This is a genomic window from Saliphagus sp. LR7 (genome assembly GCF_003344565.1).
GTDB classification, from domain to species: Archaea; Halobacteriota; Halobacteria; order Halobacteriales; family Natrialbaceae; genus Saliphagus; species Saliphagus infecundisoli.
The window spans coordinates 19,721-32,193 of the sequence record NZ_QPND01000003.1; the positions used below are offsets into that span (position 1 = coordinate 19,721).

Below are 12,473 nucleotides of genomic sequence, written 5' to 3' on the forward strand. Positions count from 1 at the left end.
ATGCTCGCCGACGAGTGACCGGTATGCACCAGGGGATCGTGGCTCCGGCGTCCGGTGCGGCGGCCACCGATCCGGACTCCCTCCGCGTGCTCCACGTGGACGACGACGCCTCCCACCGGAAGCTGACGCGGTCGTTCTTAGAGCGGGAGGGCGAGGGGATCGTCGTTGAGACGGCTCCCGACGCCGGGGCGGGAAGCGAGCGCCTCGAGGAGGGCGGGATCGACTGTATCGTCAGCGACTACGAGATGCCCGGCACCGACGGCCTGAAGTTCCTCGAGTGCGTCCGCGAGGACCATCCCGAAATTCCCTTCGTCCTCTTTACGGGGCGGGGAAGCGAGGAGATCGCGAGCGAGGCGATCTCGGCGGGGGTCACCGACTACCTCCAGAAGGGCGGCCCCGAACAGTACCGCGTGCTCGCGAACCGCGTCACGAACGCCGTCGAACGCCATCGCGCCCACGTCGCGCTGGCCGAGAGCCGCCGCCAGTTCGCGACCTTTCTGGACAACTTCTCGGGGATGGTCTACCGCTGCTCGCCGGAGCCGCCCTGGAACATGTCGTTCGTCGGCGGCCGGGTCGAGGAACTCACGGGCTACCCGCCCGAGGCCCTCGAGCGCGGCGAGGTCGCCTTCGGGGACGACCTCATCGCCGAGGCGGACGCAGGGGACTTAGCCGAGCGGGTCCGGTCGGCGGTCGACACCGGCGAGTCCTTCGAGGCGACCTACCGGATCCGGACCGCCGACGGCGAGCGCCGCCACGTCTGGGAGAAAGGAACCCCGATCGTCGCCGAGGGCGAGGTCGTCGCCATCGAGGGCTGTCTGATCGACGTCACCGAGAGACAGGAACGCGAGGCGAAGATCCGAGGGCTCCAGACGTGGATGGACGACCTCATCCGGGCCGAAAGCCGGCGGGGGGTCGCCGAGGTCGCCGTCCGGGCCGCCGAGGAGACGCTCGATCTCCCCCTGAGCGGGGTGCATCTCCGCGAGGGCGAGGTCCTCGAGCCGGTCGCCGTCACCGAGGGCGTCCGGGAGCGACTCGAAACCGACTCGGCCTACCGGCGGACGGACCCGGATCGGACGACCGATCGGGTCGTTTGGGACGTCTTCGAGCGCGGGGAGTCCCTCGTCATCGACGACGTCGAGTCCGGGGAAGTGATGGACGCCGCCGAGACCCCCGCGGCCAGCGGGATCATCCACCCGCTGGGCGACCACGGCGTCTTCATCACCTCCTCGCCCGACCCAGAGGCGTTCGACGACACCGACGAGGCGCTGGTCGAGATCCTGGCGACCACGGTCCGGGCGGCCCTCGATCGGACCGGCCGGGGGGACTTCCACCGGGGGAGCACCCCGGCGATCGGGACGGACGGCGATCGCCTCGAGGCGTTCGCGGGCGCGCTCGGCCACGACCTGCGAAACCCCCTCGGCGTCGCGGCGGGCCATCTCGAGCTCGCCGGCGAACAGGGGGGCGAGCACGTCACCGACGCCGCGCGGGCCGTCGAGCGGAGCCGGGAGATCGTCGCGGACGCCCTCGCGCTCGCCCGCGGGGGACGGGTCGTCGAGGACTTCGAGCGGGTCCGGATCGCGGACCTCGCGGCCCGGTGCTGGGACTCCGTCGAGACGGCGGGGATCACCCTCCGGGTCGAAAGCGAGGCGGTCGTGCTGGCCGACCGGAGCCGGCTCTCGCGGGTCGTAGAGAACCTCTTTCGCAACGCCGTGGAGCACGGCTCCACGAGCAATCGTTCGCAGGCTCCCGATGACGCCGCCGAACACGGCGCCAGCGAGGTCCGCGTCGGCGACCTCGCTGACGGCTTCTACGTCGAAGACGACGGGCCCGGGGTCGCGCCCGCCGACCGCGAGCGCGTCTTCGAGGTCGGCTACTCGACCGCCGCGGAGGGAACCGGGTTCGGGCTGGGGATCGTCCGCGAGATCGTAGAGGCCCACGGCTGGTCGGTCCGGATCGGGGAGAGCGAGGCGGGCGGCGCTCGCTTTTCGATCACCGACGTCCCGCTGCGGTGACCGCCTACACTTTTGGGGCCGCCCGGCATCCATCTGGTATGTTCGACGGGATCGGAGCCATCGACCGGGTGTACGGGATCGAGAGTCCGAACGAGGTCCGCTACGGAATGGGTGCGGCGAGCGAACTCGCCGGCTTCGCCGAGGGGTTCGAGTCGGCGCTCGTCGTCACCGACGGCGACGTCGTGGAGGCCGGCGCCGCCGACCCCGTCTTTGAGGCGCTCTCGGAGCTGGAACTCTCGACGTTCGAGGACGTTCATCCCGAGCCGAAGCTTCGGCTGGCCGAGGACGCCGCCGAGGCCGTCCGGGAGGCCGAGGCCGATCTCGTGGTCGGTGTCGGCGGCGGAAGCTGCATGGACACGGCCAAACTGGCGGCCGTCCTCGCCGACCACGACGTTCCGGTTCGCGAGATGCTGGGAATGGGGAACGTCCCCGGCGAGGGCCGACCGACCGCGCTCGTGCCGACGACCGCGGGGACCGGAAGCGAGGTGACACACATCGGGGTGTTCGCCGACAGCGAGGACGGGGACAACAAGAAGGTCGTCTACTCCGAACACCTCTTCGCCGACCTCGCGGTCGTCGATCCCGACCTCACCCGGTCGCTTCCGCCGGGAGTCGCCGCCGCGACGGGGATGGACGCCCTGAGTCACGCGATAGAGGCCTACGTCTCGACGCTCCGAACGCCCTTCACGGACGGGCTGGCCCGCGAGGCGATCGGGCTGATCGGCGATAGCCTGCGGGAGGCGGTCCACCAGGGCGCCCACAACGACCGCGCGCGCTACCGGATGAGCCTCGCGGCGACCATCGCCGGCCAGGCGTTCGTCAACTCCGGGCTCGGGGCCGTCCACGCGCTGACCTATCCCCTGGGGATCGAGTACGGGATCGGCCACGGACGAGCGAACGCCGTGCTCCTCCCCCACGTCATGCGGTACAACGCGCCCGCCGAACCCGCCCGACTTGCGGAGGTCGCCGACCTGCTCGGCGTCGAACGCCGGGCAGGGGAGTCCGACCTCGAGCTCGCCCGGCGGGGGGCCGACGCGGTCGCCGCGCTGAACGACGACATCGGGATCCCGAACCGAATCTCCGAACTGGGCGACATCGACACCGACGAGTTCGAGGGCTTCGCCGAGGTCGCCTTCGAGCACTCGAAACACAACATCGACCGCAACCCTCGGAGAATGGACCGCGGGGACGTGATCGAACTGTTCGAGGCGGCGTACTGACTCTCAGGCGACCTGGTTCTCGAGGTCGTCGTACTCCCCGGTCTCCTCGACGTGCTCGAGATTTCTGACGAGGATCTCCGCGACGCGCTCCCAGTAATGGGGCGTGTGCCCGGAGTTGTGCGGCGTGATGTAGACGTTCGAGAGCCCCCAGAGCTCGTGGTCCTCGGGGAGCGGTTCGGGATCGGTGACATCGAGGGCCGCCGCGTGGAGCTTGTTGTTTCGCAGGGCCGAGACGAGCGCCTCGGTCTCGACGATCGGGCCGCGGCCGACGTTGACTAACACGGCGTCCGGGGGCAGGGTCGCGAGTTCCTCGCCGCCGATCAGTCCCCGGGTCTCGTCGGTGAGCGGACAGGCGATCGCGAGGTAATCGACCCCGACCAGTGCCTCCTCGATCTCGTCGAACCCGTACACCTCGTCGGTCGGTCCGCCCTTCTCCGGGGAGTAGCGGACGCCGACGGTCTCGACACCGAAGCCCGCCAGGCGCTCGACGATCGCCTGTCCGATCGCGCCGAGGCCGACGACACAGACCCGCGAGCCCTGGAACTCCCCGAACGCCTGAAAGTGGCTCCACTCCCGTCGGTCCTGACGGGCGAGTCCCTCGTCGAGCCGGCGGGTGATCATCAGCATCCACCCCAGCACGTGCTCGGCGATGTTCGGCCCGTGGACGCCCGAGGCGTTCGTCACCGCGATCCCCCGCTCTCCGAGCGCGTCCAAGTCGAGGTGGCCGACCCCGGCCGACGAGCAGGCGAACAGCTCGAGTTCGCCGGCGGCGTCTATGACCTCCTCGCGCATGTTCCCGCCGACGGCGACCTCGGCATCCCGGATCAGTTCGACCTCCTCGGCCGGCGACTCGGCGAGTTCGACCTCGCGATCGAGGCGCTCGCGGAGGGCGTCGGCACACTCGCTGGAGGGGATTCCGTGTGCGCTACCGTTGAGGACGACGATCTCTGCCATACTGGCGGCTCGTCGGACCGACGCTTAAAACTCCCGGGCTACGAGTACCGGATCTCGCTCCCGATCCCGCGTACGAGACCGACGATCCCGAGGAGAGCGAGGCCGATTCCGGCGAGCCGGGGGATCGAACCCCCCAGCGCCACGAGCCAGAGGCCAGCGACCAGCGCGAGCCCGCCGGCGACGATCGACTGGACGAACCGTTCCATATATCGAGTGTGGGTTTATCCGGTCTATATCCGTCGTTATCGAAGCCGGATCCGGCGACTGCTACCGAGTTCTTCGCGCGTACTCGCGGGAACGTAGGTGCCGACGCGCTCGCGGGACCACCACCGGCCGGTCTCGGTGCGTTCCTCGCGGGTGGTAAAGCGGTAGCGATACCTGAGCACCCGGATCCGTTCGGGCGACTCCTCGAACGGCGTCGCCGCGAGCAGCGATTCGGTCTCCCGGTCGCCCTCCAGTAGCTTCGCCAGCAGGGCGAGCAGCCACCGCTGGCGGGGGCCCGGACGGGACCGCATGGCGGCGAACCAGAGCTGCCAGTCCAGCCGGAGGTGGTAGGGCGCCCACTGGGGCGGGCGTTCGGCGGGATCGACGGGCTGGCCTTTCAGATCGTAGGCCTCCCAGTCGTCTTCCCCCGGGTTCGGCTCGCGAGTCCCTTCGATCACGAGCTGGTAGCGTTCTCTGGTGACCGAGCCGAAGGCGCCGTAGCTGTTGACGAGGTGGATCGGGTCGAAGGAGGTGTTCATCACCTGGCCCGGCGAGAGCATGTTCCGGGTCGGTGGGACCGAGAGCACGAGGATGACCGCGGCGACGAGGAGGGCGAGGGCCTCGAGGTAGAGCGGCGTCGGTGCCGCCGCCGGCGCGGAGACTCCCGGCAGAACCGAGAGGGTGCCGTCGCCGAACGTCGCCGTCGCCTGGACGATGGTCAAGGCGTTCAGCCATGCGAAGTTGCCGGTCGTCATCAGCCAGAGCTGGAAGCCGATCGTCGCGACGCCGCCGACGGTCGCGTACGGCTGGGGCGCGAAGTACAGAAAGGGGATCGCGAGCTCGACGACGTGGTTGCCCAGCACCTCGACCCGGTGAAACCGATCGGGGAGCTGGTGGGCGAACCACGAGAGGGGGTTGGGGATCGGTTGGGTCTCGTAGTGGTAGTCCATACACGTCAACTCCCGCCAGCAGTCGTCGCCACGGATCTTGATCAGGCCCGCGCCGAACATGTTCCGAAAGAGCACCCAGGAGATCAGGAGGAGGACGACGGTCGGCGGTGCGGTTTCGCCTGCACCGAGAAAGATCGCGAGGAAGCCGGTTTCCAGGAGCATCGACTCCCAGCCGTAGCCGTAGAAGACCCGCCCGGCGTTGACAAAGGAGAGGTAGAGCGCCCACATCGCACCCCACAGGGCCATCGAGGCGACGACGGGGTAGGGTTCGGGGAGCCAGTAGGGCACTCCGACCAGCGCGAGACTCGAGAGGACGACTCCGGTCCAGGCGGCCGCGCCGATGAATCGGTCGTCGGGAAGGAGCTGAAAGAGGCTCGGCCGCTCCCCGAACTCGTCGCCTTCCGCGTATTCGTCGATCGGGAGGAGACCGTCCTCGCCCGCCAGAGGACGAAACTGCTTGAGCGCAACGATGAACGCGAACAGGTAGATCACCGCCAGCCCCCGCTCGAAGAGAAGGCGGACGAGCCAGTAGCCCTCCGAGCCGAGCGGCACCATACCGGTCTATGGCGACTGGACCGACAAATGCGTGATGCGAGCAGTGTCCGGACTCGAAACACCAGATACGCAACATAAACCACGTTTCAGCCCGCTCTGAATTGTGTATAGCGTTATATGATTCATGCGGCCGAGCCACTACACCTCATAGGCCATATTAAAACATGTTCTTAATCGAGGGTTTGGCCAGAAATCACGATCACAGCAGCGAGTAGACGTTCCGTTCGTAGACTCGCCGGACCTGATCGCCCCAGTTGTGGGTGTAGGTGTCGATGACGTCGCTTGCGACGTCCCCGCGGAGGTACTTCACGACGCCGCGGTCGCCCGTCCGGTCCCGCAAGTGAGTCGTGAAGAAGTGCCGGAAGTAGTGGGGTGTGACGTTCTCGGCCGCGCCGCCTCCGGTCCGGTACCAGCCGTACTCGCGGGCGTGGCTCTCGACCATGTAGCGGATGTCCGAGGGCTCGAGACGCTGGCCCCACGAGCCGCCGGTGTCGAGAAAGAGCGGCCCCGCGGGCGAGGCGGCGTCGGGACGGATCGCGAGCCATTCTTCGAGCACTCGGCGGAGCTCGTCGTCTACCGGTATCACGGTCGCCCGTTTGCGCTTGTTCGAGGCCGTCCGCTCCTCGCCGTTTACCGTTTTCCCCCGAACCGGCTCGGAATCGACGTACAGCGAGTTCGGGCGTCCATCGAGTTGCACCCGGGGCTCGAGCGTCATCTCGCAGCTCTCGACCGGCATCGAGAGATCTCGGAGGTCGAGGTTGCAAAGTTCACCCACCCGAACGCCGGTTTTCAGTAGCGTGAGGACGACTGCTCGCTCGAGCGGGTGAGGGATGCCCGCGACGAACTCCCGCATGTCCGGGACAGAGATCTCGCGTCTGGCGGGGTTCGTGTCGATCGATTCGTCCATCTCCCGGACCACGAGGGCCATCGGGTTCGACTCGAAGGCGCCGACCTGGGTCATGTAGTCGTAGAACCGGTGGACGTAGGAGGCGTAGGTCGCGATCGTACCCGGTTCGAGGTCGCCGCGCAACGAGTGGACCCAGGCCATACACTCCCGACGACCGGCCTCGACGGGCGATTCTACGGGTCCCCCGGGCGTCTCCTCACTCTCGACGAACGCCTCGAACGCCCGGAGTACGCGCTCGTGTTCGGCTATCGTCCGCTCGCTCCGGCCGTGATAGCGCTGGTCCTCGAGGAAGTACGCGATCGGATCCTCGATGGCTTCGCGTTCGGTCTCCACCTCACTCGCCATCGCTCTCGCCCCCGATGACCGTGTACCCCCCGTGGCGCCCGCTGTAGCGAACGCGGCCTCGGCTCTGGAGGTCCTCGAGGGTCTCGTCGAGGCGCTCCTCGATCTCGCCGCTTGCGGCCTCGAGGAGCTCCTCCCACGAGCGGGGCCCCTCGGAGAGCAACTCGAGGACCCGGGTTTCCAGGCCGTTACCCCGGGGGTCTGGACTCCCAGAACGGGGTTCCTCGTGGTCGGGCTCGAACCCCTTTCGTCCGGCCTGGACCATCGTCCGGACGAACTCGCTCTGGCTCATGTCGAGTTCCTCGGCGTGCTCCACCCATTGCTGTTTTTGGTAGGCGGGAACCCGAGTCTTTACGGCCACCCTGGATTCCTCGGCCGAGTCGCTCATGGATTACCTCTCACAGTCGATGACCTTCAATGTGCCCCACTAGTCTAGATTAGGGCCTTAATCTGAACTGATGGTCCATCAAGGCACCGAAATCTGGGGCCGTGTATCGAGATGTCCTTCACCTATGGCCCACATTTTGGGATTAGTGGTGGCCCTTCTTTATTGAATATTAATACGTTCGGGCGGGTCTCTCGCGGGACAGAACATGTCGGTCCGGGACGAACTCTCGCCTACTGTGGCTGGTCCTCCCTGCCGGGGGTGAGCGAGACACGAGGGATTTCCGATTTCGAGGATGTGCTTCCCGTATGGGTTCCGAACCGTCCGTCGAATTATTCGTCGGGAGCGCTCGCCCGAGGTCGAAGCGTCTCTCGAATCCGATCCGAAACCGTGGCGATACCCAGCCCCGCCAGAAACGAGAGGAGTGAGGGAACGAGGACCCACCAGAGATCGGGATGTTCGCTGCCGGTGTGAAGTAGCTCTAGCATCGACTCACCCTTCGCGGGCCGTGGCCCTCAATATATCGGCTTCAACAAGACCTGCCTTCGCTCTCCTTGCCCACGGTAGTCGTTCTCGGTACGGGCCGCTGTTCGTCGTTCTCGCGAACTTCACGGTCGCGACGGCCGAACCCGTCCAGCCGATCGGGACGACTCACAGTTCCCGTTGTCGGGCCCTTCATCCTCGTCATCGAACCGCACCGATGGGGCTTCGGATCGCCTCTGGACTCCCTCGAGCGCCTCGTAACGATTCTCCGGTTCTCTTCGCCGCGTGAATCGAAACGTGCGCAGTGGGTTCACGGCGGGTTTTCGGGCCCGTGATTGCGGGAGAAATAGCTGATAGGGTCGGTGTAGTCCGTCACCGGCGGTCGCCGGGCCCGTTATGCCGATCGCCTGTATATCGCAACAACCGGCCCTATGATACGACCGGTCCTGGGAGACGAACCGAAGAGGATGCAGCGATAGCTGATCGGACGTCTACACGATAGCGGGTATCAATTGGGTGGTTTCCGGGTTCGCGTTCTCCTTCCCATATCTCCGGAGACGATATACGGAATCGTTCGCCGGTCGGTGAAACCGACCGAGACGGACTCGCCAGCCGACGGTCTATGGTGGCGTCTCGACACGGTCTGGAATCGAGTCCCGTCTCTGATCGGGAGACACCTTCGGCCGGTGGTCCTCGAACGGCGGTCAAGCGAGCCCTCGCGAGGCGGCTGATGGCACTATTGCTCACTCGATATACACATTATGTCACTGGTGCGATCCAGTGACTGGGAGGCGACTCATAAATCACATATTGATATACCCAACTCGATCTCCCCTGGAGGCCTGAGCGGGTATGGACGACCCAATCGGGGGAAACCGGAGGATAACAATGATCGCTGGCGGCGGACCTCGTGCATGAACATACCCGAGGGCTCCGAGGTCGTCTACGTCGGCTGCACCGCGCCTGCCCGTGACGTCCTCGAGACGCTGCTCGATCGCGGCGTCCCGATCGTCGAGATCGTGACGATCAATCCGGAAACCGCACGCCGGAACGACGTCTCTGGCTACGCGTCGTTCGCCGAGGTCGGCGATCGTTACGATATCCCGGTCTACTACCCCGAGACGTACTCGATGACCGACGCAGACTGCGAACACGTCCGAGGGGTCGATCCCGACCTCCTGATCGTCAACGGCTGGCAGCGCCTGATTCCTGAAGAAGCGCTCGAGGCGGCGACCCACGGCGCGATCGGCAACCACGGAAGCGCGTTCGGGTTGCCGAAGGGGCGGGGTCGGTCGCCGCTAAACTGGTCGCTGATCGAGGATCGGGATCGGTTCCTGCTGTCGGTGATCGGACTCGACCCGGAGGCCGACGCGGGCGGGGTCCTCGCGACCCGGAAGTTCGATATCACCGACTACGACACGATCGAGACGCTCTACTACAAGGTCACGATCTGCATGAAGGAGATGCTCGCGGAGGTCCTCGGCCCGCTCCTCCGGGGAGAGTCGGTCGGGGAGTCCCAGACCGGCGAGGCGACGTACTACCCCAAGCGCAATCCCGCGGACGGCGAGATCCACTGGGGTGAGGGAACCAGGGAGGTCTACAATCTCGTCCGGGCCGTCGCCGACCCCTACCCGGGTGCGTTCACCTTCGCCGACGGCGATCGGGTGATGATCTGGGACGCTCGGCCGTTCTCGACGGATCTCGCCTCCGAGGCCCGGGCAGGAACGATCGTCGAGGTCTTCTGGACCGGCGACTTCGTCGTCGCGACGGCCGACGGCACGCTACTCGTGACCGACTACGAACCCGTCGAGGGCGAGTGGGAGCCGGCGGTCGACGAGCGCCTCGAGTCCCGGGGCGATCACGACCGGGTTGACGGCCCCGAGCACCGACACAACCTCACCAGTAGCACCGACGACACGGAAGCCGCCGAGTCGGGGATCGATGCCTGAACTCGCCGGCGGCCAGCGCCTCTCCTATACCCTAAGGGAGTACGAGGAACTGCTTGAGTCGCTGGTCGCCGAGGGCTACTCGTTTACCGACTTCTCGCCGCTTGCCGACGGCGAGATCACCCTCCGCCACGACGTCGATCTATCGCCCGAAACCGCCCTCGAGATGGCCCGAATCGAGTCCCGACTGGATATCGAATCGACGTACTGTGTCCTGTTGACGACGCCGGTCTACAACCTCCTCGCGGTCGCGGAACACGAGGCCCTCCGGGAGATCGAGGCGCTCGGCCACGACGTCGCGCTCCACTTCAACACCCACCACTACTGGGACGAACGGCCGCCATCCGCGGAGTTCGAGCGGCGGGTCCGCGCCGAACGGGAGGTCCTCGACCGCCTGATCGAGGAGAGCGGGGTCGTCTCCTTTCACCGGCCGCCCGAGTGGGTGTTAGGCGAGCCCTTCGCGGGGTTCGAGAACGCCTACGATCCCCGTTACTTCACCGAGGTCGGCTACTGCTCGGACTCGAGCCAGAAGTGGCGACGGGAGCCACCGTTTCCCGACGGCCGTCCCGATCGCTTTCAGTTGCTCGTCCATCCCGGACTCTGGGGCGCTACGGAACGAACGTTCGGGGAGATCGTTGCGGGCGTCGAGGCCGAGCGGGCCGAACGCGTCGGCCGGTATCTCGCGGCGCTCGATCCCTGACCCGTTCAGACGACGAGTTCGGTCTCGGCCGGCGCGGGCGCGATCAGGTTCCTGACGGCCTCGACCGCGGGCGAACTTCGGCGCTCGGCGGCGTTTTCGAGCAGGACGGTCTCGCTGGGAAAGAGCTCCTCGCCGAGGACGAGCCCGTGGTCGCGGGCGGTCGAGCCGGTCACCGTCAGGTAGACGCCGGCGCCGTGGGCCGCGATGGCGGCCTCCTCCTCGTGACCGTGTTCCGGATACCGAAACGAGATCCCATCCAGGACCCGCTTGCCGAGAACCGCCCGGACCAGTCGCTCGTAGCGGGGGACGATACAGAGCGGTCCCTCGTAGCTCGCGAGGAACGCCCGATCGATCGGTGCCGCTTCGGGAGCGGTTTCGGGGGTCACCATCAGCGTGTGGTAGACGGTGTCGCCGAGGCCGCCGGCGACCCTGACGTCGGTCTCCGTGGGGTCGATCCGGGCGTTCAGATCCGCGATCCGCTCGACGGGTCCGGCGCCGAGTTCGACGACCTCCTCCAAGACGAGGTCGGCACTGTCGAACCCCAGCGCGAACTCGTGGGTCCGAAGCGCCCGGAACGGTTCCTCGCGGCCGATCAGTCGGATCCGCCGCTCCCCTTCGAGGAGGATCTCGGCGCTGTCGAAGACGATCCGCCGGGGGAACCCCTCTCGGTCGTCCCGGAGCAGAGTATAGTCGGGACCCTCGGGTGAAGAACTGTAGTCGGCGAGACGACGGTAGACGTCCGTTTCGGGTTCCAGATCACCCTTCGTGATCGCCTTCTCGTGGCGCAGCGTCGAGATCACGCCGTCGGCTAACTCCTCGGCTCCGGCCAGCCCGGCCAGCCGGCCCAAGACCGCCTCGAGGGGCCGGCCCTTCCTCGGTACCGCGATCGGGATCGTCTCGCCCATCGTCTCCGTGTGGGCTCGCGGAGGCTAAACGCGTTGCGTTTACAGGTCGACTCGGTCGCCGATCTCGCTTATCTCGAGCCGTCGGGGGTAGTCGAAGCTTCGCGCGTGGTGGTGGAGCACCTTCGGGTCGGCGGTCAGGCCTTTCCACATGTCCCAGTGACTCGGCAGGAGCCGGTCGATTCGGAGGTCGTTCGCGGCCTCGATGACCTCGTTTTCGTCGCTGTACCACCGCGTCCGGCTCGCCTCGTCGCCCTCGCCGACCATGCCGACGGTTCCGAAGGCGAGGATGCCGAGGTCGATGTCGTACTCCCGGCCGATGTCGGCGAACTCCTCGGAGGGTTTCGAGTCGCCGGCGTGGAAGACGGTTCCCGCATCGTGTTCGATCACGTAGCTAACGGGGTGGGTCGCGTCGGGATCGTTCGAGTGCTCGACGTGGATCGTGAACTCGCCGACTTCGAACTCCTCGCCCTCCTCGACTTCCTCGAGCTGGCTCTCCTCTATCGCCCACTCGTCGGTCCATCCTTCGTCTTCGACGACTCCGAGGCTGTCGTCGGGCGCGTACATCGTCGCCCCGGTCCCGGCGAGGATCGGCGCCTGGGAGGGGCCGTCGATGTGGTCGGTGTGTTCGTGGGTGCCCAGGATCGCGTCGGCCTCGGCGATCTCCTCGGGATCGAACGGCACGGGAATCATCCGGATCGTCCGCGGGGGGTTCCCGCTTTCCAGGTAGGGATCGATGAAGAGGGTCGTCCCCCCGCTTCCCTTCAGTACGAACCCGTTACAGCCCAGATACCAGATCGCGACCCCGTCGGGATCGGCGTCCTCGATCGCACGCGGGAGCCAGTCGCCCCAGTCGCTTTCGACCATGCACCATCCTCCGGGTGACTGGTGGGTAAGTGTTCCCGTTCGAGCG

General features: G+C 66.8%; 12 protein-coding genes. 4 read left to right on the forward strand and 8 right to left on the reverse strand.

Annotated features, from left to right (window positions below):
* Positions 1 to 23: 23 nt before the first annotated feature.
* Both DVH23_RS05100 and DVH23_RS05105 read left to right on the forward strand, forming a co-directional pair.
* On the forward strand, positions 24 to 2,012 hold the full coding sequence (locus DVH23_RS05100; RefSeq protein WP_114576361.1) for a response regulator: 1,989 nt from the start codon (positions 24 to 26) through the stop codon (positions 2,010 to 2,012).
* 38 nt (positions 2,013 to 2,050) lie between these two features.
* Positions 2,051 to 3,232, forward strand: a complete 1,182-nt coding sequence (locus tag DVH23_RS05105) for an iron-containing alcohol dehydrogenase (RefSeq protein ID WP_114576362.1) — start codon at positions 2,051 to 2,053, stop codon at positions 3,230 to 3,232.
* Between the two features lie 3 nt (positions 3,233 to 3,235).
* Here DVH23_RS05105 and DVH23_RS05110 read toward each other — a convergent pair whose 3' ends face one another.
* From DVH23_RS05110 to DVH23_RS24130, 6 genes are all read right to left on the reverse strand, one after another.
* A complete protein-coding gene (locus DVH23_RS05110) occupies positions 3,236 to 4,186 on the reverse strand; it encodes a D-2-hydroxyacid dehydrogenase (RefSeq protein ID WP_114576363.1) in 951 nt (316 codons plus the stop codon).
* Between the two features lie 38 nt (positions 4,187 to 4,224).
* Positions 4,225 to 4,392: a hypothetical protein gene (locus tag DVH23_RS24125; protein WP_198667849.1), complete on the reverse strand. Its 168-nt coding sequence runs from the start codon at positions 4,390 to 4,392 to the stop codon at positions 4,225 to 4,227.
* 36 nt (positions 4,393 to 4,428) lie between these two features.
* Entirely contained in the window at positions 4,429 to 5,895 is a 1,467-nt protein-coding gene (locus tag DVH23_RS05115; protein ID WP_114576364.1) for a lipase maturation factor family protein, read from the reverse strand.
* Positions 5,896 to 6,094: 199 nt separating this feature from the next.
* A complete protein-coding gene (locus DVH23_RS05120; RefSeq protein WP_114576365.1) occupies positions 6,095 to 7,147 on the reverse strand; it encodes a tyrosine-type recombinase/integrase in 1,053 nt (350 codons plus the stop codon).
* On the reverse strand, positions 7,137 to 7,532 hold the full coding sequence (locus DVH23_RS05125; RefSeq protein ID WP_114576366.1) for a DUF5805 domain-containing protein: 396 nt from the start codon (positions 7,530 to 7,532) through the stop codon (positions 7,137 to 7,139). The genes DVH23_RS05120 and DVH23_RS05125 overlap by 11 nt, the downstream gene beginning before the upstream one ends.
* Before the next feature lie 329 nt (positions 7,533 to 7,861).
* Complete coding sequence (locus tag DVH23_RS24130; protein ID WP_198667850.1) at positions 7,862 to 8,017, reverse strand: hypothetical protein; 156 nt, start codon at positions 8,015 to 8,017, stop codon at positions 7,862 to 7,864.
* 909 nt (positions 8,018 to 8,926) lie between these two features.
* Here DVH23_RS24130 and DVH23_RS05130 point away from each other — a divergent pair.
* Positions 8,927 to 9,961 carry a methionyl-tRNA formyltransferase gene (locus DVH23_RS05130; protein WP_198667851.1) on the forward strand — a complete coding sequence of 345 codons (1,035 nt, stop codon included), beginning with the start codon at positions 8,927 to 8,929 and terminating at the stop codon, positions 9,959 to 9,961.
* Positions 9,954 to 10,658 carry a hypothetical protein gene (locus DVH23_RS05135; protein ID WP_114576368.1) on the forward strand — a complete coding sequence of 235 codons (705 nt, stop codon included), beginning with the start codon at positions 9,954 to 9,956 and terminating at the stop codon, positions 10,656 to 10,658. The genes DVH23_RS05130 and DVH23_RS05135 overlap by 8 nt, the downstream gene beginning before the upstream one ends.
* Positions 10,659 to 10,663: 5 nt before the next feature.
* Here DVH23_RS05135 and DVH23_RS05140 read toward each other — a convergent pair whose 3' ends face one another.
* On the reverse strand, positions 10,664 to 11,563 hold the full coding sequence (locus DVH23_RS05140; protein ID WP_114576369.1) for a hypothetical protein: 900 nt from the start codon (positions 11,561 to 11,563) through the stop codon (positions 10,664 to 10,666).
* Positions 11,564 to 11,602: 39 nt separating this feature from the next.
* Positions 11,603 to 12,427: an MBL fold metallo-hydrolase gene (locus DVH23_RS05145; RefSeq protein ID WP_114576370.1), complete on the reverse strand. Its 825-nt coding sequence runs from the start codon at positions 12,425 to 12,427 to the stop codon at positions 11,603 to 11,605.
* Positions 12,428 to 12,473 lie beyond the last annotated feature (46 nt).